The organism is Actinoplanes derwentensis, from assembly GCF_900104725.1.
Classification (GTDB): domain Bacteria; phylum Actinomycetota; class Actinomycetes; order Mycobacteriales; family Micromonosporaceae; genus Actinoplanes; species Actinoplanes derwentensis.
The window spans coordinates 8,126,908-8,146,578 of record NZ_LT629758.1 but is presented as its reverse complement, the minus strand read 5'-3'; the positions used below and the strand labels follow the sequence as shown (position 1 = coordinate 8,146,578).

Here is a 19,671-nt window from a genome sequence, read left to right as displayed (position 1 = left end):
CTACCGGGCCGCAGGGAAGTGTCAGGCTGTCGTGGTAAAGGTTTGCGCATGAGTTCCGTTCCCGCGGGTTGGTACAAGGACCCGGCCGATCCCAGCACCCAGCGTTACTGGGACGGTGATGGCTGGGTGGGTAAGGCCATCCCGGCCGACGCCGTTCCACCGGACGGCCCGCCGCCGCCGGAGGAGCCGGAACCCGTCGTCGAACCGACGCCGGCCGTCCCGGAGACGGCGGCTGCCCCCGCGTACCAGCAACCGGGTCAACCCGCCCTGCCGCCCGGCCCGCCGCCGGGCTGGGCACCGCAGCCACCGCCTCCGCCCGGCTGGCAGCCCCCACCGGGCATGCAGCCGCCCCCCGGCTGGCAGCAGCCGGGCTCGCAGCCGCCGCCCGGCTGGCAGCCGCACCCCGGCGCCTATCCGATGCACGCCTACGGCTATCCGGTGCCGGAGGTCCGGCCGCACGGGATGGCCCTGGCCGGACTCGGTCAGCGGCTCGTCGCGCGGATCATCGACATCCTCGCCGTGCTGCTGCTCAACGTCGTGGTCAACGGCTACTTCGTGTATCTCTACCTGCAGGACTTCACGCCGATCTTCCGCGACTACTACGACAAGGTGATGGCCGGCGAGACCAACCCGGTCATCCAGCAGGCCACCCCGCGGATGTCGACGCTGTCGGTGGCCATCGTCATGATCGCGACGCTGCTCTGGCTGCTCTACGAGGCGCCGGCGATCAGCGGTAGCGGGCAGACCCTCGGCAAACGGCTGATGCGGATCAAGGTCGTCGGAATCGAGAAACCCGGGCAGATCGGATTCGCCCGGGCGTTCACCCGTTGGGCGCGTCTCGGCATGTGGACGCTCTTCTGGTGGTGCGGCATCGGCATGTTGGTCCAGTTGCTGTTCGCGCTCTCGCCCCTCTTCGATCCCCGTCTGCGGCAGGCCTGGCACGACAAGGCTGCGGGCACCGTCGTGGTGGCCGTACCGGCCGGTGCTTTCCCGACCGTCGACGCCGCCACCCGCGGCGACCAACCCGGAGGACAATGATGACCCGGCTGACCCGCGCCGATCTGGACGCGCTGCCCGCCTACGTGCCCGGCCGCACCGTCGCCGGGGCCGTGAAACTGGCCAGCAACGAGGTGCCGTACGGGCCTCTCCCCGGCGTCGTCGAGGCGGTCACCGAGTCGGCCCGGACCTCACACCGGTACCCGGACATGGGCGTGGCCGCACTGCGGGACCGGATCGGCGGCTGGCTCGGCGTCGACCCGGACCGGGTGGTGACCGGCTGCGGGTCGGTGGCGCTCGCCGAGATCCTGGTCAAGGCGACCTGCCTGCCCGGCGACGAGGTGATCTACTCGTGGCGGTCCTTCGAGGCGTACCCGATCATCGCCGCCGGAGTCGGAGCCACCAGCGTCCGGGTCCCGAACACCGCGGAGCACGGGCACGACCTGGCCGCCATCTCCGCGGCCGTCACCGACCGGACCCGGCTGATCTTCATCTGCAACCCGAACAACCCGACCGGCACGTTCCTGCGCAAGGACGAACTCGACCGGTTCCTCGCCGGCGTGCCCTCCGACGTGCTGGTGGTGCTGGACGAGGCGTACCGGGAGTTCGTCACCGACCCCGGCGTGCCCGACGGCGTCGACGTCTACGGCGACCGGGCCAACGTGGTCGTGCTGCGCACGATGAGCAAGGCCTGGGGCCTGGCCGGGCTGCGGATGGGTTACCTGGTCGCCCAGCCCGGCATCGCGAGCGCCATCCGCAAGGTCGTCACCCCGTTCTCCACCAACCTGGTCGCGCAGGCCGCGGCGCTGGCCGCCCTCGACGCCGAGGACGAGGTCCGCCGCCGGTGCGCCCTGATCGTCGCCGAACGGGACCGGGTCACCGAGGCGCTGCGCAAACTCGCCCTCGACGTGCCGGACAGCCAGGCCAACTTCGTCTGGTTGCCGCTCGGCGACCGGACCGCCGCCTTCGCCGCCACCTGCGAGAAGCACGGCGTCATCGTCCGGGCCTTCCACCCCGAGGGCGTCCGCGTGACGATCGGCACCCCGGAGGAGAACGACCTCTTCCTGGCGGCCGCTGAGGCGGCCCTCGGCAGCTCCTGACGTGCCGGGTCCCGGCTCAGAACCGCGACCCGGCACCGAGCCGGGTCGCGGCTCAGTGCGCGGCGGCCGCCGCCTCGGTCTCGCGGTGGTCGTCGGCGCTGATCCGGTTCGGGAAGACGCCCCGCCACAGCACCACCAGCAGGCAGGCCACCAGCACGAACACGGCGCCCAGCACCGGCAGCGAGCCGAGATGGCCGGCGCTGACGAACCGCTCACCGGCAAACGACCCGCTGCCGATGCCGATCTGGAAGGCGACCACGTAGACCGCCGACGCGGCGTCGCGTGAGGCCGGCGCCACCCGCAGCGCCGCCGACCCGAGGAACACCGGGATGGCGTTGAACGCACCGCCCCAGATCAGGACCGCCGCGATCGTCCCGACCGGCCCGAGCACCGGCGCCAGCAGTGCCATCGACACCGCCGTGACCGCGGTCAGCCCGACCACGAACGGTCCCGGGCGCCGGTCCACGAATCGGCCCACCACATAGTTGCCGACCAGGCCGACCGCGCCGTACCCGAGCAGCAGCGCGCTCAGCGCCGCCCCGTCCAGCCCGGCGTCCCGGCGGACCAGCGGCGCGATGTAGGTGTACGCCGCGAAATGCCCCACCACCAGCAGCACGGTGATCACGCAGAGCCCGGTGACCCGGCTGTTGCGCAGGATCAGCACCGCGTCCCGCAGCTGCCGGCCGAGCGACGCCGCCCGGTCCCGGGGCAGCGGCTGCATCGGTGGCAGCAGGGCGATCAGCGCGACCAGGCAGATCGCCCCGGCGACCGCCATCAGGCCGATCGACAGCCGCCAGCCCAGCCACTGTCCGAGCGCGGTGCCGAGCGGCACGCCGAGCACGATGGCCAGCGAGTTCCCGACGAAGACCAGTGAGGTGGCCCGGCCGACCTGCCCCGGCGGTGCCAGGCGGGCGGTGATCGGCCCGATCACCGACCAGAAGACGCCGTGCGCGAGCGCGCAGATCAGCCGGGACAGCACCAGGATCAGGAACGTGGGCGCGAGAGCGGCGGCCACCTGTGAGACGACGAAGATCGCTACGGTGGCGGCGAGCAGCTTGTGCCGGGGCAGTCGCATGGTGAGCGCGGTGAGCGGGATGGTGCTCAGCCCGGCGACCACGGCATAGCTGGTGAGCAGCAGCCCGACCTGCGCCTCGGTGACGTTCAGGCCGGCTGAGATCTGCGGGAGAAGACCGACGGGCAGGGTCTCCGCGGTGACGTAACAGAAGGTGGAGGTGCCGAGGACGACAAGCGCCGGGCGGTTGAGTCTCACCCCTCGCACAATAAGCTCTTAGGTAGAGCATAAAAAGGAGTTTCACTGTGACGACGCGCTCGACCGAGCTTCTCCGGGCCGTACACCGTAATCCCGGCATCACCCGAGCCGACGCCGCCCGGCTCCTCGGCATCGGCACCGGCGCGGCCACCGAACTCGTCACCCGGCTCAGCCAGGCCGCCCTGCTCACCCAGGCGCCCGCCGCACCGAGCGGCACCCGTGGCCGCCCGACCACGGTCCTGCTGCCCCACCCCGGCGGCCCGCTGGTCCTGGCCCTGGCGATCACCCACGAGGCCTGGCGCCTCGACGTGGTCGAACTCGGCGGCACCACCGCGGCCGCGCTCTCCGAACGCCACGAGAACGCGCCGTGGGCCCAGGTCCGCGGCGCTGTCGCGGCCGCTGTCAAACAGTTCCACGCCCGGTACGGTCCCCGGCTGCGCGCCATCGGCATCTCCGTCCCCGGCCCCGTCACCCGCGGCCCGCGCCTGGACGCGATCAACTCCGACTGGCGCGGCATCGACCTCACCGAACTGTGGCCCGGAGCCGAACTGCTGGTCGCCGGCAACGACGCCACCCTCGCCGCCACCGCCGAACACCTACGAGGCGCCGCCGCCGGAGCCTCGGTGGCCCTGCATCTGCGCATCGAATCGGGTCTGGGCGGCGCCTTGGTCGAAGACGGCCGCCCGGCCATCGGCGCCCGCAACACCGCCGGCGAGTTCGGCCACATGCCCTTCGGAGACCCCGAGATCACATGCGCCTGCGGCGCCCACGGCTGCTGGGGTACGACCATCGACGGCACCGCCATGGCCCGCCTACTGGGCGATCCCCCGCCCCGAGACCCAGTCACCTACGCCCGCCACGTGATAGCCACCGCCACCCGGGCCCCGGCCGGCCTCCGCCCGCCCAGCCCCGCCGCCAGCTCCTACAGCTCCGGTGAGAGCGGCCCCGCCATCGACCCCGAGGCCGCCCGCCGGGCCGTGGAAACCGTCGGAACCGCCCTGGGCCGCGGGATAGCCGGCCTGGTCAACGCCCTCGACCCGGACCTCGTCACGCTGGGCGGACTCGGCCCCGACCTGTTGACCGCGGTCCCCGAGGCGATCACCACCGCTTACCTGGACGGCCTCATGACCATTCACCGGGAAGTCCCACCGCCGGTCCTCCCCGCCAGCCTCCCCGACGACGAGGGCCCCATCACCGGTGCCGCTGAACAAGCCTGGGCAGCCCTACTCCCCCGCCTCACATGACAGCAGGTCAGGCAGGTAGCGCGGCGATCAGAACCGTGTCGATCGTGTAGTAGTACAGCGGCGACTCCGGATCGTCCGGCCCGGTCTCGTTGAGCCGCTCGATCGCCAGGTAGCCATCAGTCACGTGGAACAGCCCGGCTTTCCAGTCGGTGCTGTCCTTCTTCATCGCCAGCGGAAACGCGAACCGCACCGCACCCGTCCGCGCGTCCACCCCGGTCAGCTGGTTCTCCGGGCTCAGCAGCAACACCGTTCCCGAGGATTCTCCCAGAACCCGGGCCGGTCCCGGAGTCATCCACAATGTCGCGCCGTCCACAGACCGCCCGGCAACCGACTCCGAAGAGGAGCTCACGCCGGAAGCGGAGGCGGAGGAGGAACCCGTGATGATCACACCCGCGGCGACGGTGGCGCCCGGATCGTCCAGGGCTGGCGCCCGGCGGGGCTGCGCGGCGGTGGCGAGCCAGCCCTGGCCGGCGCCGTCCCGGAAACCCGCACAGCCAGAGGTCAGACACCCGGCTGGACGGAGAGGACCGGTCGGCCAGCCACTGATCGGAGTGCCCGACAACACGTCGTAGGCGCCGGTCGCACACACATACGCACCACCCGTGGTGGTGAAACCGTCCGTGCACCCGGCCGGCACGGAGGTCTTCCAGAGCGCTGAGCCGGTGCTGAGGTCGTACCCAGCCAGGTCTTGATCCTGGGTGACCACGACGGTGCCGGCGGCGAGACGCAGACCGGGCGGGTCCCAGACCGTGGCGGCGCCGGTCCGGTGCCCGGCATATCCGGACGCGGCCGGGCCGTCGGCACGCCAGACGACCGCGCCGGTCCGGCCGTCCAGGGCCACGATCTTGCCATCGGACCACCGGCTGACGACCGTCGTGCCACTCGCGACAAGGGCACTGAGCTGCTCGGGCCAGCGCCGGAACGACCAGAGCGCCGTGTAGACCTGCTCCGCCGTGACCGGTCCGTCGGCGCGCACCTGGTTCTTCGCGGCATAGACACGAACGCGGCCGTCAACGATCAGTGGGGCCACGTTGAGGCGGCTGGTGACGCCTTGCGCCGGTGCGGGCGCCGACGGGTAGGGCTCGACCGCCGTCGCCGAAAGCTCGGTGGGCGCGAGGACACGCCAGCCGATCAGGCCACTCACCACCAGCAGTAGTGCGGCCGCCAGGATTCGCAGCAGCACCCGGGTCATGGTTTGAAGTATTCCAAATCAGTGCGCGCCACCCCGGCCCCGGGCCGACCCGTGCCACAAAACACGCCCGCGGTCACCCCACCTCAGGCGTTCCCAGCGCTCCAGAACGCGCCCGCCGGGAGCAGGGCTACCCGCGCGCCCGCTGGGAACGCCACTACTCGTAGCCGCCGTTGACCAGGCCCAGGCGGACCAGTTCGGTCAAGGGCTCGACGACGTTGGCGGCGCCGAAGCCGACGAACAGTGGGCGTGGGCTGTCGCGGTGCAGGCGGGCCGGCTCGATCAAGGGGACCGGGTGGGTGGCGGCCAGCGCCTCGGCGACCTCGGCCACCTCGCCGCCGCCGGCCGCGGTCACCGTTGCGACCAGGATGTTCAGGAACCCGTGATGGGTGAAGCCGGTCTCCGGGTCGGTGTGGCGGGTGGCGTGGCGCAGGCCCGCGGCCAGCTTGAACGGCAACTCGCGGTCGCGGCAGGCGCAGATCACCGCGGCCAATTCGACGGGGGTGGGGAAGAGTTCCGCGGCGAGGCCGCCGACCCGGAACTTGGGGGCGATCGACAGTCCGCCGGCACGGGCCTCGGCGACGCTGTCGAGGGCGGCGAGCAGGCCCCAGCTGAGGGGGATCTCGGCGTACAACGGCAGTCCCGCCTGGGTCGCGGCGAACGAGCGCAGCGAGGCCAGACCGGGTTGGGGGTCTTCGCCGCGGCGGGCGACCGCCGCTTCGACGTGCTGGACGACGACGCCCGACGCCCGCAGTTTGTCCACGGTCGCGGGCAGGGAGGCGACCGGCACGTCGCCGATCAGGCCGGCGGAGTGTCGGGGCACCGATGCGGTGCCGACGAGCGATGCGGGCACGAGCAGCGAGCCGATCAGGCCCCGGTACCACGACGTGGTGTGTTCGTGGTGTTTCGCGACGGCGTCGGACAGACCGACCGGACTGGGCGGGAGCAGGGAGGCGTCATCGACCAGCCCGGCGTAGAGCGGAGGCACCAGCGTTGACACGTTCCGAACCTAATGGACGCCCCGAGAAACGGACAACCACGTCCGAGATGTCGCTTTCCCCCCTGATGACTACCGGACGGCCGTTGAGAAGTCACCGGAAAAGCCCGCGCGAAGGACCCGGAGCGGCCCGGCTGAAACGCCGGTCAGGCGCGCCGGGACAGCAGGACCAGCAGTTCCGCGACCGCCGCGACGACCATTCCGGCGACCAACGGGACCGGGCCACCCACCACGGCGTACGCCAGCAGGAACAGCGGCGCCGCGAATGTCAGATAAACGGCTGCCGCGAGTCTGCGATCGGTGGCCCGCAACCGGGGCAGGACGACAGCGACCGGTTCGGGCAGCCGGCTGCGGAACCAGAACACCACCGCACCGAAGATCAGCACGGCGATCAGTCCGGCCCAGACCCGGGAGATGCCGGGGCTGATCCCGGTCATCGCGGCGGCCAGCACCGCGGCGACCATGGTGCCGCCGGCCCCGTACTGGGCACTCTCCCGGACCGCCGTCACCGACTCGTCGGAGACGTCCAGCACCGGGCGGGCCGGCAGGCTGACCGGTTCCTCCGGGGCGGCCGCCGGGGTGACGGTGCCGAGTGAGGCCTCCTCGGCCAGGTCTTCGAGGGCCCGCGCCCAGCGACGGCGCTCGAACCGGACGATCCCGGCCTCCCGGCTGGCGTCACCGATCGCCGCGTCGAGTTCGAGCGCCTCCCCGTACGCCCGCTGGGCCAGGTCGAACAACCGCAACCGGGCGGCGACCACCGCCAGCACCAGGTGCGCCTCGGCGTCGGTGGGCGCGACCCGGACGCCGTTCCAGGCGGCGTTCAGCGCCTCCTGCCCGTTGCGTGACTCGCTGAGCAGGGCGGCGCCGGTGCGCTGCGCGTAGCCGTCCTCGGGCCAGGTCCGCAGGATCTCGGCGGCGATCCGGGCGGCGTCCACATAACGCCGGCTGTCGATCAGCGCCATCGCGTGCACCACGAGGGCGGGAAGAGCCCGCGGGTCGGCGGTGGCGGCGCGCTCGGCGGCGGCCAGCGCCTCGGCCGGCTGCTCGGCGGCGAGGTGGATCCGGGCCAGGGTGGAGAGCAGGGCCGTCTCCTGCGGTGCGGTGGTCAGTCCGGCCGCGATCTCGTCGGCGGCCTCGTCGTAGCGGCCGAGGTCAGCGAAGAGCAGGGCGCGTTGCCGGTGTTCTTCCGGGGTGGTGTCGGGCTCCAAGGGGGCGGGCACGATGCCGAGCGTAGGCGGTCTAGCTGGACGGTGTTTGAGTGGCGTACACCAGGGCGACCGCCGTCCCGGCCAGGCCCTCACCGCGGCCGGTGAGGCCGAGCCCGTCGGTGGTGGTGCCGGCCACGGTCACCGGGGCTCCGACCGACTCGGAGAGGGTCTTCTCGGCTTCGGCGCGACGTTTGCCGATCTTCGGGCGGTTGCCGATGACCTGGATCGACACGTTGCCGATCTCGAAACCGGCGGCCCGGACTCGGCGCGCCGTCTCGGTGAGCAGGGTGACGCCGGACGCTCCGGCCCACTCGGGCCGGCTGGTGCCGTAGTTGCTGCCCAGGTCACCGAGCCCGGCGGCGGAGAGCAGCGCGTCACAGGCGGCGTGCGCGGCGACGTCGGCGTCCGAGTGCCCGGCCAGCCCCGGCTCGCCGGGCCAGTGCAGCCCGGCGACCCAGCAGGGCCGTTCCGGGTCGAAGGCATGAACGTCGGTGCCGGTACCCACCCGCGGAATGATCACGCCGACCACCCTAATTTCACTGCTGAGCCGACGGCGGCGGCAGGGTCAGCAGATGGGTGGCGACGGCCAGGTCGATCGGCCTGGTGATCTTCAGCGCGAAGTCCGACCCGGGCACGCAGACGACGTGGTGGCCGAGCTTCTCGACCGCGCCCGCGTCGTCGGTGTGCGAGTCGGCAGCCGCGGCGTGCGCGGCTCGCAGCAGCGGAGCACTGAAACCCTGCGGGGTCTGCACGGCGCGAAGGACCGAACGGTCGACCGTGCCGAGCACCCGGCCGCTGGCATCGACCTCTTTGATTGTGTCGACCACCGGCAACGCCGGGATGACCGCCCCGGCACCGTCACGCACCGTAGCGGCGACTCGCTCAAAAAGGTCGGCGGGCGCGAGACAGCGGGCAGCGTCGTGGACCAGGACGATGCCGATGTCGCCGGGAACCGCGGCGAGGGCGGCGGCGACCGAGTCCTGCCGCTCGGCACCGCCGGCGACCACGGTCACCGGGGCGACCGGGGCGAGCAGGGCGTGCACGGCCTCGACCTCGGACGGCGGGGCGGCCACGACGATCATGCGGACCGACGGGGCGGCGGCCGCTCGCCGGACCGCGTGCACCAGCAGCGGCTCGCCGTCGAGCAGGCGTAGGGCTTTCGGGGCGCCGGGCCCGAGTCGCACTCCGGCACCAGCGGCGGGAACGACGACAGCGACGTCACCGCGAGCATTGAGCTGCGCGGTCACGTCGCTGTCGTTGTCGCCGGACACACGAGGTGAGTCAGACATAGTAAAGAAGGATGGCGTCGGTGGATCAGGCCTCGGTGAGGACCTTGTCGAGCAGGACCTCGGCCTCATCCTTGGTGCTCTTCTCCGCGAGGGCGACCTCGCCGACCAGAATGTCACGGGCCTTGGCAAGCATCCGCTTCTCGCCCGCCGACAAGCCACGCTCGCGCTCACGACGCCAAAGGTCACGAACAACTTCCGCGACCTTGAGCGGGTTCCCGGAAGCGAGCTTCTCCAGGTTTGCCTTGTAGCGCCGCGACCAGTTGGTCGGCTCTTCGGTGTGCGGGGCACGGAGGACGTCGAAGACCTTGCCTAGGCCTTCCTCGCCGACCACTTCACGCACGCCGACTTCTTCGGCGTTCTCAGCGGGCACTCGAACAGTCAGATCGCCCTGGGCGACACGCAGAACGAGGTACTTCCTTTCGACGCCCTTGATGACCCTAGTCTCGATTGCCTCGATGAGTGCGGCCCCGTGGTGGGGGTAAACAACGGTCTCGCCGACACTGAAAACCATAGGTTCGAAACCCCTTTCGCTGTGTCTAGGGTAACACGCTCAGGCGCCCCTGTCTCGCCCTGACGGTCACTGTTAGTGCAGCTCAGAGGCCCTGTGACGGGGCTTTCTACCGCTTGACAGCAACGCGAGAAGCTGCCTAAGTAACTCAAAGTGACAGGACAGTGACGGGCTTTACCGGCCAACCGGTGCACACCAAGTCGGGAATTCCCGACTTGATGGCTTTGTCAGATCAAGCTTATCGCTAAGGTCCGCATCGGTGCAGCACTGGCGATGTGGCCTCACGTGCGGGAGGCTGGACGGAAGTTCCCCGACCGAAGCAAGATCTGGTCGGCCAGGGGGGAGGTTGAGTCATGGCTGGCGCGAGCGACAACGACGGCAGGCCGCCCGGGGGCGAGTCCCCCGACGACCTCCCGGACCTTCCCGAGGAGTGGGGGGTCATCGTCATTCCCGACGACCTCTCGGAGCTGGCCGACGAGGTCGAGGCGGTTCGCGCCGAACTGCGCACCGGCCCGCCACTCACCCGCTGGCAGCTGTTCGTGCGCCGGCCCGCGATCCGCCGGACCCGCCGATTCGGTTCCCTCCTGATGCGCACACCCGCCCTGATCGTCTCGGTGGCGGTCCTGGTCACCATCGCGAGCCTCTTCGCCTCGGCCTGGCCCGGCCCGGCCCGGCAGCCGGCCACCCAGCGCACCTCCGGCACCACCGAGAGCCGGGTCGGCCGACTGCCCGCGCTCGACCTGATCGGCGCCGACGGCCAGAGCGCCTCGATCCTGGGCAGCCTCCCCGCGGTCCTGCTGCTCACCGACGGTTGCGACTGCGCGCGGCTGCTCGACGACACGGTGGCCGCCGCCGCCCCCGGCGTCACGGTCCTGGTGATCACCACGAGAGGCCTCTCGGCGAGCCCGTCGACCACCACTAGCAGCCTCTCCGCGAGCCCACCGGTCTCCGCGGGCGTCCTGCCCACACTCCCCACCGCACACGCCGGCGGCAAGACCGTCACGTTCCTGCAGGACCGCACCGACACGCTCCGCCACCAACTGGACCTCTCCGACCCCGACGGCACCGCCGCGGCGATCCTGGTCGACAAGACCGGCGAGATAGTCCGGATCCACCCCCGGACCGCCTCGATCGAAACGATCCGCCCCGACCTCGCGCGCCTATAAAGACCAAAACCCCTTTCTGGTACGGACCAGCATGTCCCGCCGAAATCACGGGTCCCGCAGCCCCACGCGACGTCCGCGCGACGCAAGGTCACCCCACGACCGCCGGGCGGAGGCGACGGCCGAGACGTAACCCTCCCGGGATCACCCGTTGGCGCGCTGCAGGGTGTAACGAAAGACGATCGGGGTGGTGGACTCGACGGTGACGGTCAGATGGAGTTCGTGCGCCAGGCCGACGCTGAAGACTTCCGGCGTCCGGGAGCCGGAGCAGCGCAGGCCCCGGCCGGAGTCGCCGATGCCGAGGCTGACCCGGACCCGGCTGCCGTTGTCACCGGCGCACACCACCGAGACCTGGAAGTTGCCACGGTCGACGGCGACGGCCTCCTCGTGCTGGGTCCCGGCGTCCAACGGGATGGTGCTGGCCCGCTCGTGATCACCGCCGTCGGGCAGCAGCTGTTCAGCGGTGAACCGCCACCTGGTCAGGCGGTCGTCGACGGCCTGACGGGGTGCGGCACGCCACCACCACATCAGGCCGATCACCATGCTCACTGCGGTCAGCGCGTACAGCACCACACCGCGTCCCCGTTCACCGCTCACGCTGCGAGAGTAGAGCCCTCCAGAAGAGTGACATAGAGGGTGAGGCCGGGACCGAAGGCGAGCATGATGATCGATCTCGGTGGGACCGGGCGGCGGAGCAGTTCGTCGAGCACCAGTAACACGGTGGGTGAGGAGGAGTTCCCGTACGCGGCGAGTACCCCTCGGGACTCGGCGAGCGCGGAACCGGCGAGTCCCAGCTTCTCCTGAACCACGTCGAGGATCTTCGGGCCGCCCGGGTGCACGGCCCACCCGTCGACGTCGGCGATACCCAGACCGTGCCGGCCGAGCACCTCCAGGACCAGTCCACGGACGTGGGTGGCGAGCACCGACGGCACCTTCGGCGACAGCCCCATCCGAAACCCCAGATCAGTGATCTCCCAGGTCATATGGTCGGCCGTGGAGGTGTCGGTGATCGCGGCGACCTCTCGTACGACGTACCCGGCCTCGGATTGGGGAGTGACCACGACGGCGGCCGCGGCATCCGCGAACAACGCGTGGGAGACGATCTGCTGAATGTCCGTCCGCGCAGCGGGCGGCTGCAGGTGCAGGCTGGTGAGCTCGGCGCAGAGCAGCAGCCCCGGCCGGCCGCGTGCGGTCACGAAGTCACTGACCACCCCGATCCCCGGTAACGCGGCGTAACACCCCATGTGGCCGATGAAGAGCCGTTGCACGCTCGGTGACATGCCGAGATCCCGGGCCAGCAGGATGTCGAGTCCGGGAGTGGCATAGCCGGTGCACGAGCAGACCGCGAAAAGACCCAGATCACTTGCGGTGAGCCCGGCACTCTCCAGTGCCCGGCTCACCGCGGCCTTGCCCAGCGGTATCGCCTCGGCCTGGTACCGGCGCATCCGGCGCTCGGTGGACCAGCCGGAGACGTCCTCCAGCAGCGGGCTCACCACGGACTGCCGGGTCCGCACCCCGGAGTTGGCGAAGATCCGGCGTGCCAGGGCCGCCCGCGGGCCGGCGTAGTGCCGACTGAAGTAGCCGTCCCAGAGGTCGTCCTGGCGGGCCGACGGCGGCAGGGCCACCCCGATGCCGGCGATCACCGGGCCGGTCACCACCGGGGCGCCACACCGTCGGCGTCCGGGTCGCCGCCGAGCGCGTCCACGCCGAGCCAGTCGGCGCAGACGTCGCTGGTAGCCGGTTGCAGCGAGCCGGCGCGGGCATCCCGGTAGAGGCGTTCCAGCGGGTGGCCGCGGCGCATCGCGGACGTGCCGGCCGCCTCCAGCATCGACGCGGCGACCTCGGCCGCGGTGGTTCCGGCGAGCAGTTTGGCCCGCCACACCCAGCGGTTCGTCTCGGCCTCACCGGGTGCCTCGTCGACCCGGCGGGCCGCCTCCCGGACGGTCAGGTGCGCGGCGGACACCGCGGCGTCGGCCCGGCCGATCCGGGACCGCACCGCCGGGAGCCCGGCCAGACCACGGGCGTTGACGTGGTCGATCGCGGCGTCGACGGCGGCCCGGGCCACTCCCACGTAGACGGCGGCGTAGCTGGCCACCATCCAGTGCGGCGCGAGCTGGGCCGCCACCAGCGCCAGCCCCTCCATACCGCCGAGCAGCGCCGAGGCCGGCACCGTGACGTCGACGTGCAGGTCGTGTGAGCCGGTGGCACGCATGCCGAGCGCGTCCCAGGTGGGTTCGACCCGCAGCCCGTCACCGGCCGGCACCAGGAACTGGGAGACCCGGGCCGGATCATCGGCACTGCGAGCGGCGATCAGATAGGCGTCGGCGTGGCCCGCTCCCGAGCAGAACGTCTTGGCCCCGGTGATCCGGTAGCCGCCGTCGACCGGCTGGTAGGTGGTGCTCATCCGGGACAGCCGGGAGCCGGCCCCGCGTTCGCTCATCGCCACCGCGTACCAGGAGCCGCCCGCCGCCGCTTTCAGGAACTCGTCCCGGGCGGTCAGCGCCCCCGGCGGCAGTCCGAGCGCCTCGGCCAGCTCGTCACTGATCCCGCCGAGAGCACCGGTCACCGAGGCGTGCATGTTGAAGACCAGGGCGGTGGCGCCGTTGCCACGGGCCAGTTCGTAGGCGACCTCGGCGTACTCCGCGAAGCCCGCGCCCGCCCCACCCAGCTTGGCCGGAACCAGCAGGCCGAAGAACCCGGCGGACCCGAGTTCGGCGAAGTCGTCCACCGGGAAACAGCCATCCCGGTCGGAGGCCGCCGCCCGGGCCGCGAAACGGGGAGCCAACCGCCGCGCTTCAGCCAGCATGACGGCCCGTCCCCTGGTAGAGCACCGCGGTGGAGAAGGTCGGCCGGATCCGTGGCCCGTCCACCGCCTGCCGCAGCACCAGCCAGCGGAACAGCCCGCGCAGACTGGGGCGCACCCCGCGCACGGTCAGCGTCACCCCGCACCGGGCGAACTCGGCGACCAGGCGGACCGGTGACACGAACAGCGCCGGATCGTGCAGGCCCCGCGGGGCGATCCCGAACCGCTCGGCCAGAGTCACCGTGATCAGGCGGCTGAGCCCGGTGTCGTTGACCGTGTCGAGCACCACCAGACCGCCGGGCCGCAGCACCCGGCACAGTTCGGCCACCGTCGCGGGCAGGTCGGTGACGTGCTCCAGGATCTCGCCGGCCACCACCACGTCGGCACTGCGGGCGGCCAGCGGCAACGCGGTCACGTCACCGTTCACCGCGGTCACGCCCCGTGGTGCGGCCTGCCGCAGACCGGACCGGCGCAGATCGACACCGATGTGCCGGTAACCCTTGTCCCGCACGTGCGGGGCGAGCAGGCCGCCACCGCAACCGGCGTCGACCAGGACCCGGCCGGGTGCCCCGGCCGGTGGGATCAGGGCGGCCCGGGCGGCGGCCAGCCAGTGCAGAAGAGCAAAACGCCCGGCCGGGTGCCACCACTCGGCGGCGAGGTCGTCATATTGGCGTGGATCGTTGCGCGGCATCGATCGCATGCGATCGAGACTGGCACGGGAACGCCGCGGCGGCCACACTTACGAGACATGTCCCGTGTGCTCGCACTGCTCAGATCGTCACATCCGGAACCCGGCGGCGGCGTCACCCTCGCCATCACCCTGCTCGCGCTGGGAGTGGGCCATCGCGGATGGCGGCTCGCGGCGATCGCGGCGGCGGTGGCGGCCAGTCAGCTCGCGGTCGGCTGGGTCAACGACCGGCTGGACGCCGACCGGGACCGGGCCAGTGGCCGCCGGGACAAGCCGATCACTACGGGCGCGATCTCGGCGCGGGCGGTCGGGGTGGCCGGGGTGGTCGCGGCGCTGGCCGTGCCACTGTTCGCGCTGCCGCTGGGGCTCCCGGCCACGCTGGCGATCTCGGTGGCGCTCGGATCCGCACTGCTCTACGACTGGCCGCTGAAGAACACCGCGTTCTCGATCGTGCCATACCTGATCAGTTTCGGTCTCCTGCCCGCCTTCGTAGTGCTCGCGCTACCCGGTCGGCCGGCGCCACCGGTGTGGCTGGTTCTGGCCGGGGCACTGCTCGGCGGTGGCGCCCACTTCGCCAACGTGCTGCCGGACCTGGCCGACGACGCGGCCACCGGGGTGCGCGGGCTGCCACACCGGATCGGCTCCGCCGGATCCCAACTGGCCGCGGCGGTGCTCCTGCTGGGCGCGACGGTCACCCTGGTCCTCGGGCCGCCCGGGCCGCCGTCCTGGCCGGGTCTGGCGGCGGGCGCGGCCGCCGCCTTGGTCCTTCCAGTGGGCTGGTACGCCGCCCGGCGCACCGCCGGCCGGCCGGTCGCGCTCTTCCGGGCGGTCATCGTGGTCGCCCTGATCGACGTGGTCCTGCTGGTCGTCAGCGGCCGGGTGACGTGATCTCCGAGGCCTGATGGATGGGTCCCCGCACGCGGCCGATCGGCGCCCACTACGCTGATCTAACACCTTGGTGTCTCTATTTGGAGGATCGTGATGCGCTCGCTGGGAACCCGTCGCGCCACACTGGTCGCGGGTGCCGCCACGGTCGCTGCCCTTGCTCTGGGCGGATGCTCGGCCGGTCAGGTCGCCGAAACCGCCATCCTGGACACGCCGATCGCCGGCGTCAACGCCCAGTCCGAGAACGGCAGCGTGCTCATCCGCAACCTGCAGGTGGAGTACAACGGGGTCGAGGGCTACCACGCGCAGGAGGATGCTCCGCTCGAGGTCAACCTCTACAACCAGAGCAACGAGGCGGTCACCGTCACGATCAGCCCGCAGCCGGTGGAGCGGCCCCAGGTCGTCACCGGCACCCGGGTCGGCTTCGTGAGCACCGCGACCGTCACGACACCCGGTCAGGTCGGCACCCCGGCATCGGGCGAGCCCTCCTCGGGTGCGTCCGCCGAGCCCGAGGCCAGCACTCCGCCCGCGGAGCCGGCGACCTCGGTGCAGCCCGCCCAGATCAAGATCGGTCCGCAGGGTTCGGCGGTGTTCCGGCCGACCGACGCCAGCCAGCTCCAGATCCTCGGTCTCCAGGAGGAACTGAAGCCGGGCATGGCCGTCGCCCTGGTCTTCGAGTTCAGCAACGGCGACGCCAAGCTGAACGTGGAGGCGCCGGTCGCCTCCCCGCTGACCCCCGCGCCGCGCGGCTCGGCCGAGATCGAAGAGGCCGAGGGCGGCCACTGAACGGGTATGTCGTACCCGCGAGCTAGCTTGTCGGGGTGACCACCTCCCGTTCCACCGCCAAGGCACCCCGGGCCTCGTACGTCTGTGACGCCTGTGGCCATCAGCCGCCCAAGTGGCTGGGGCGCTGTCCGGACTGTGGCGAGTGGGGCTCGATCATCGAGTCCACGGTGACCGTTCCGGTCTCCGGCCGGGTGGTCAGCTCCCGGATGCCGGCCGAGCCGGCCCGCCCGATCGCACAGATCAGCGTGGCCCCGGCCCGGGCCATCCCGACCGGTGTCAGCGAGCTCGACCGGGTTCTCGGCGGCGGCCTGGTGCCCGGCGCGGTGGTGCTGCTCGCCGGTGAGCCCGGTGTGGGCAAGTCCACGCTGCTGCTCGACGTGGCCCAGCAGTGGGCCGTCGGCGCCGGCACCCCCTCTCTGGTGGTCAGTGGTGAGGAGTCGGTCAGCCAGGTGCGGCTGCGCGCCGAGCGACTCGACGCCCTGCACGAGAAACTCTTCCTGGCCTCGGAGAACGATCTGGGGACGGTGATCGGTCACCTGGACGCGGTCCGGCCCGGTCTGCTGGTGCTCGACTCGGTGCAGACCGTCTCCGCGCCCGGCACCGAGGGCGTTCCCGGCGGTGTCACCCAGGTCCGCGCGGTCACCGCCGCCCTGGTCGCGATCGCCAAGGAGCGGGGCATCGCCATCGTGCTGGTCGGCCACGTCACCAAGGACGGTCAGGTGGCCGGGCCCCGGGTGCTGGAGCACCTGGTCGACGTGGTGCTCCACTTCGAGGGTGACAAGCATTCGTCGTTGCGCCTGGTCCGTGGGGTGAAGAACCGGTTCGGCGCCGCCGACGAGGTGGGCTGTTTCGAGATGCACGAGGGCGGCATCACCAGCCTGCCCGACCCGTCCGGGTTGTTCCTCACCCGCTATCAGGAGCCGGTGCCGGGCACCTGCGTCACGGTGGCGATGGAGGGCCGGCGGGCGCTGGTCACCGAGGTGCAGGCGCTGATCGGGGCCGAGGTGCAGGGATCACCCCGGCGCACCGTCTCCGGGCTCGACCACGCGCGGCTCGCCATGGTGCTGGCGGTGCTGGAGCGGCGTACCAAACAGCTCAAGCTCTACAACCGTGAGGTGTTCGCGGCTACTGTGGGCGGCATCCGGCTGACCGAGCCGTCGGCCGACCTGGCGATGGCTCTGGCGGTCGCGTCCGGTGGCCTCGACCTGGCGATGGCACCGCATCTGGTAGCGATCGGCGAGGTCGGCCTGACCGGGGAGATCCGCCGGGTGGGTGCGGTCGGGCGGCGGCTCGCCGAAGCGGCACGGCTCGGTTTCAAGGTCGCACTGGTGCCCACCGGGTGTGGGCCGGACGGTTCGGACGGCACGCCCAAGGGCATGCAGGTCGTCGAGGTCGGCAACCTGCAGTCGGCATTGCAGAGTGCGGCCCGCGCCGCGGCCGAGCACAGCTCACGTTGATCGACGCTGAGTCACGATTCATCACGCTACGGAGCATTCATTGAGCCATACCTCGTTGGCGTGGATGACAGTCCGTAGAATGTCCGGGTGCCGCTCGACCGCGATGCCTCCAAGCCCGCCACCAGTTCACCGCCACGTCCCGGCGTCAACGGAGCGGGGCATCGCGCGATGACACCGGCCCTGACAGGCGGTGCGAACGAACCGCTCCGGGCCAATCTGGCTCTGATGGCCCCCGGCACCGCGCTGCGCGACGGTCTGGAGCGCATCCTGCGCGGCCGCACCGGCGCGCTGATCGTGCTCGGTTACGACCCGATCGTGGAGACCATCTGCACCGGCGGGTTCCCGCTCGATGTGGAGTTCTCCGCGACCCGGCTGCGTGAGCTGTGCAAGATGGACGGCGCGGTGGTCATGTCCAGCGACGGCACCCGAATAGTGCGGGCCGCCGTGCACCTGATGCCGGACCCGTCGATCCCGTCCGAGGAGTCCGGTACCCGGCACCGCACCGCCGAGCGGGTGGCGAAACAGTCCGGCTTCCCGGTGATCTCGGTGAGCCAGTCGATGCACATCATCGGGCTCTATGTGAACGGGCAGCGGCACGTCCTCGACGACTCGGCCGCCATCCTGTCCCGGGCCAACCAGGCGCTCGCCACCCTGGAGCGCTACAAACTCCGCCTCGACGAAGTGTCCGGCACCCTCTCCGCCTTGGAGATCGAAGACCTGGTTACGGTCCGTGACGCCGTCGCCGTGGTCCAGCGACTGGAGATGGTGCGCCGGATCGCCGACGAGATCTCCGGCTACGTGGTGGAGCTCGGCACCGACGGCCGCTTGCTCGCCCTCCAGCTCGACGAGCTGATGGCCGGTGTCGACGCCGACCGCACCCTGGTCATCCGCGACTACCTGCCGACCGGCCGCAAGGCTCGCACCCTCGACGAGGCGCTGGTCGAACTCGACCTGCTCACCGCCACCGAGATGATCGACCTGGTCGCGGTCGCCAAGGCCATCGGCTACCCCGGCGCCTCCGATTCGCTGGACTCGGCCGTCTCACCACGCGGCTTCCGGCTGCTCGCCAAGGTCCCGCGGCTCCCGGCCCAGATCGTCGACCGCTTGGTCGACCACTTCGGCAGCCTGCAGCGCCTGCTGGGCGCCACCGTCGAAGACCTGCAGGCCGTCGAGGGCGTCGGCGACGCCCGAGCCCGCGGAGTCCGCGAGGGCCTGTCCCGGTTGGCCGAGGCCTCCATCCTGGAACGGTACGTCTGAGCCCCGCCCGCACCCGGCTCTTCCGACCAGGCCCGCCCCGACCCTGACCGGGTTTGACCGTTCTGATCCGGCCAGTTGGTGGTCTCGGATCGGGACGGTGCGGTCTGGTCCCGGGCGGTCTGACCACTTGGCCCGGTCCGGTCCGGACCTTGGTGTGCCGTGGTCCGGCCTTGGTGTGGCCCCTTGGTCCGGCCGGGAAGGGGATCGGCGGTCAGCGGCCGGTTGAGCCGTCGATCTGTTCGCGCAGGATGTCGGCGTGGCCGGCATGTCGGCCGGTTTCCTCGATCATGTGAACCAGCGCCCAGCGCATCGTCGGCCCCAGTCCACGGCCGGGTACTCGGGGTGCGGGTTCCGTCAGGTCCTCGCACGCTTCGATGACCTCGTTGACCGCTGCGTTCGTCTGCCGGTAGGCGTCGAGCAAGCCGTCGACGGACTCGTTCGGGCCGGGTTTCATGGTGCGGGTCAGGTTCTCGATCGGCTCACCGAGGAAGTAGAACCGTTCGACAAATGTCAGGTGCTTGATCAGTCCCAGCAGGTTCGTCCCGGACGGCACCCCGCTGGCGCGAACCTGTGGTTCCGGCACGTCGGCGACCTTGCCGGCGATCGAGCCACGGAGATAGTCGAGTACCCCCAGCAGGGTGGACTTCTCCCCAGCCCCGGTCCACGGTGGGCCGAGGTCCCTGGCTCGGCGACGACGATTCGGCGCGGCGGCAGTCACACGATCCCCCGATGACGGGCTGAGGGCTGCGTCTCCTCGTTCAGTCGACCCGACGACTGCGCCTCCCCATGCAGGCGACCCGGCAACTGGGTCTCAGCTACCCGGCGGGCTGA

General features: G+C 71.4%; 20 protein-coding genes. 8 read left to right on the top strand and 12 right to left on the bottom strand.

Annotation, left to right across the window (positions count from 1 at the left end; translation table 11 throughout):
- Positions 1-48 precede the first annotated feature (48 nt).
- Both BLU81_RS36180 and hisC read left to right on the top strand, forming a co-directional pair.
- The gene (locus BLU81_RS36180) at positions 49-1,038 is read left to right on the top strand and encodes an RDD family protein (RefSeq protein WP_092551760.1); all 990 of its coding nucleotides are present in this window, start codon (positions 49-51) and stop codon (positions 1,036-1,038) included.
- The gene (hisC, locus tag BLU81_RS36175) at positions 1,038-2,096 is read left to right on the top strand and encodes a histidinol-phosphate transaminase (protein ID WP_092558131.1); all 1,059 of its coding nucleotides are present in this window, start codon (positions 1,038-1,040) and stop codon (positions 2,094-2,096) included. The genes BLU81_RS36180 and hisC overlap by 1 nt, the downstream gene beginning before the upstream one ends.
- 52 nt (positions 2,097-2,148) lie before the next feature.
- Here hisC and BLU81_RS36170 read toward each other — a convergent pair whose 3' ends face one another.
- Positions 2,149-3,366, bottom strand: coding sequence for an MFS transporter (locus tag BLU81_RS36170; protein ID WP_092551757.1), 1,218 nt, complete (start codon positions 3,364-3,366; stop codon positions 2,149-2,151).
- 47 nt (positions 3,367-3,413) lie between these two features.
- Here BLU81_RS36170 and BLU81_RS36165 point away from each other — a divergent pair, with 47 nt between their 5' ends.
- The gene (locus tag BLU81_RS36165; RefSeq protein ID WP_092551754.1) at positions 3,414-4,610 is read left to right on the top strand and encodes an ROK family transcriptional regulator; all 1,197 of its coding nucleotides are present in this window, start codon (positions 3,414-3,416) and stop codon (positions 4,608-4,610) included.
- Positions 4,611-4,617: 7 nt separating this feature from the next.
- Here the strand turns inward: BLU81_RS36165 and BLU81_RS36160 are convergent, their stop codons facing one another.
- From BLU81_RS36160 to BLU81_RS36135, 6 genes are all read right to left on the bottom strand, one after another.
- Positions 4,618-5,802 carry an outer membrane protein assembly factor BamB family protein gene (locus tag BLU81_RS36160; RefSeq protein ID WP_092551752.1) on the bottom strand — a complete coding sequence of 395 codons (1,185 nt, stop codon included), beginning with the start codon at positions 5,800-5,802 and terminating at the stop codon, positions 4,618-4,620.
- 154 nt (positions 5,803-5,956) lie between these two features.
- A complete protein-coding gene (locus tag BLU81_RS36155) occupies positions 5,957-6,799 on the bottom strand; it encodes a hypothetical protein (RefSeq protein ID WP_172890684.1) in 843 nt (280 codons plus the stop codon).
- A gap of 143 nt (positions 6,800-6,942) precedes the next feature.
- Positions 6,943-8,016 (bottom strand): tetratricopeptide repeat protein, encoded by a 1,074-nt coding sequence (locus BLU81_RS36150; RefSeq protein ID WP_092551746.1) that lies wholly within the window; start codon positions 8,014-8,016, stop codon positions 6,943-6,945.
- A 19-nt stretch (positions 8,017-8,035) separates the two neighbouring features.
- Positions 8,036-8,524, bottom strand: coding sequence for a 2-C-methyl-D-erythritol 2,4-cyclodiphosphate synthase (gene ispF / locus BLU81_RS36145; protein ID WP_092558129.1), 489 nt, complete (start codon positions 8,522-8,524; stop codon positions 8,036-8,038).
- A gap of 16 nt (positions 8,525-8,540) precedes the next feature.
- Positions 8,541-9,251: a 2-C-methyl-D-erythritol 4-phosphate cytidylyltransferase gene (gene ispD / locus BLU81_RS36140; protein ID WP_092558127.1), complete on the bottom strand. Its 711-nt coding sequence runs from the start codon at positions 9,249-9,251 to the stop codon at positions 8,541-8,543.
- Positions 9,252-9,318: 67 nt separating this feature from the next.
- Entirely contained in the window at positions 9,319-9,804 is a 486-nt protein-coding gene (locus BLU81_RS36135; protein ID WP_092551743.1) for a CarD family transcriptional regulator, read from the bottom strand.
- A gap of 350 nt (positions 9,805-10,154) precedes the next feature.
- Between BLU81_RS36135 and BLU81_RS36130 the strand changes: the two genes are divergently transcribed.
- On the top strand, positions 10,155-10,967 hold the full coding sequence (locus BLU81_RS36130; RefSeq protein WP_092551740.1) for a hypothetical protein: 813 nt from the start codon (positions 10,155-10,157) through the stop codon (positions 10,965-10,967).
- Positions 10,968-11,108: 141 nt separating this feature from the next.
- Here BLU81_RS36130 and BLU81_RS36125 read toward each other — a convergent pair whose 3' ends face one another.
- Genes BLU81_RS36125 through BLU81_RS36110 form a run of 4 tightly spaced genes read right to left on the bottom strand, consistent with a single transcriptional unit; the run spans position 11,109 to position 14,467 of the window.
- Positions 11,109-11,561, bottom strand: a complete 453-nt coding sequence (locus BLU81_RS36125) for a DUF6023 family protein (RefSeq protein WP_092551737.1) — start codon at positions 11,559-11,561, stop codon at positions 11,109-11,111.
- Positions 11,558-12,622 carry a type III polyketide synthase gene (locus tag BLU81_RS36120; protein WP_092551734.1) on the bottom strand — a complete coding sequence of 355 codons (1,065 nt, stop codon included), beginning with the start codon at positions 12,620-12,622 and terminating at the stop codon, positions 11,558-11,560. The genes BLU81_RS36125 and BLU81_RS36120 overlap by 4 nt, the downstream gene beginning before the upstream one ends.
- Positions 12,616-13,770, bottom strand: coding sequence for an acyl-CoA dehydrogenase family protein (locus BLU81_RS36115; RefSeq protein ID WP_092551731.1), 1,155 nt, complete (start codon positions 13,768-13,770; stop codon positions 12,616-12,618). The genes BLU81_RS36120 and BLU81_RS36115 overlap by 7 nt, the downstream gene beginning before the upstream one ends.
- Positions 13,760-14,467, bottom strand: coding sequence for a methyltransferase domain-containing protein (locus tag BLU81_RS36110; protein WP_092551728.1), 708 nt, complete (start codon positions 14,465-14,467; stop codon positions 13,760-13,762). Before BLU81_RS36110 ends, BLU81_RS36115 begins: the two co-directional genes overlap by 11 nt.
- A gap of 48 nt (positions 14,468-14,515) precedes the next feature.
- Between BLU81_RS36110 and BLU81_RS36105 the strand changes: the two genes are divergently transcribed.
- The 4 genes from BLU81_RS36105 to disA all read left to right on the top strand — a co-directional run bounded on the left by BLU81_RS36105 (position 14,516) and on the right by disA (position 18,840).
- Complete coding sequence (locus BLU81_RS36105) at positions 14,516-15,343, top strand: UbiA family prenyltransferase (protein ID WP_092551725.1); 828 nt, start codon at positions 14,516-14,518, stop codon at positions 15,341-15,343.
- A 93-nt stretch (positions 15,344-15,436) separates the two neighbouring features.
- Positions 15,437-16,126 carry a hypothetical protein gene (locus tag BLU81_RS36100; protein WP_092551722.1) on the top strand — a complete coding sequence of 230 codons (690 nt, stop codon included), beginning with the start codon at positions 15,437-15,439 and terminating at the stop codon, positions 16,124-16,126.
- Positions 16,127-16,161: 35 nt separating this feature from the next.
- A complete protein-coding gene (gene radA, locus BLU81_RS36095; RefSeq protein ID WP_092551719.1) occupies positions 16,162-17,583 on the top strand; it encodes a DNA repair protein RadA in 1,422 nt (473 codons plus the stop codon).
- 87 nt (positions 17,584-17,670) lie between these two features.
- Positions 17,671-18,840: a DNA integrity scanning diadenylate cyclase DisA gene (disA, locus tag BLU81_RS36090; protein ID WP_092551716.1), complete on the top strand. Its 1,170-nt coding sequence runs from the start codon at positions 17,671-17,673 to the stop codon at positions 18,838-18,840.
- Positions 18,841-19,051: 211 nt separating this feature from the next.
- Here disA and BLU81_RS36085 read toward each other — a convergent pair whose 3' ends face one another.
- The gene (locus tag BLU81_RS36085; RefSeq protein WP_092551713.1) at positions 19,052-19,558 is read right to left on the bottom strand and encodes a DinB family protein; all 507 of its coding nucleotides are present in this window, start codon (positions 19,556-19,558) and stop codon (positions 19,052-19,054) included.
- Between the last annotated feature and the right edge of the window lie 113 nt (positions 19,559-19,671).

What these genes read in the sequence shown, in the direction of transcription:
- BLU81_RS36180 (WP_092551760.1), top strand. Translation starts at nt 49, where the DNA reads ATGAGTTCCGTTCCCGCGGGTTGGTACAAGGACCCGGCCGATCCCAGC.
- BLU81_RS36130 (WP_092551740.1), top strand. Translation starts at nt 10,155, where the DNA reads ATGGCTGGCGCGAGCGACAACGACGGCAGGCCGCCCGGGGGCGAGTCC.
- BLU81_RS36105 (WP_092551725.1), top strand. Translation starts at nt 14,516, where the DNA reads ATGTCCCGTGTGCTCGCACTGCTCAGATCGTCACATCCGGAACCCGGC.
- BLU81_RS36110 (WP_092551728.1), bottom strand. Translation starts at nt 14,467, where the DNA reads ATGCGATCGATGCCGCGCAACGATCCACGCCAATATGACGACCTCGCC.
- BLU81_RS36115 (WP_092551731.1), bottom strand. Translation starts at nt 13,770, where the DNA reads ATGCTGGCTGAAGCGCGGCGGTTGGCTCCCCGTTTCGCGGCCCGGGCG.
- hisC (WP_092558131.1), top strand. Translation starts at nt 1,038, where the DNA reads ATGACCCGGCTGACCCGCGCCGATCTGGACGCGCTGCCCGCCTACGTG.
- BLU81_RS36100 (WP_092551722.1), top strand. Translation starts at nt 15,437, where the DNA reads ATGCGCTCGCTGGGAACCCGTCGCGCCACACTGGTCGCGGGTGCCGCC.
- BLU81_RS36160 (WP_092551752.1), bottom strand. Translation starts at nt 5,802, where the DNA reads ATGACCCGGGTGCTGCTGCGAATCCTGGCGGCCGCACTACTGCTGGTG.
- BLU81_RS36135 (WP_092551743.1), bottom strand. Translation starts at nt 9,804, where the DNA reads ATGGTTTTCAGTGTCGGCGAGACCGTTGTTTACCCCCACCACGGGGCC.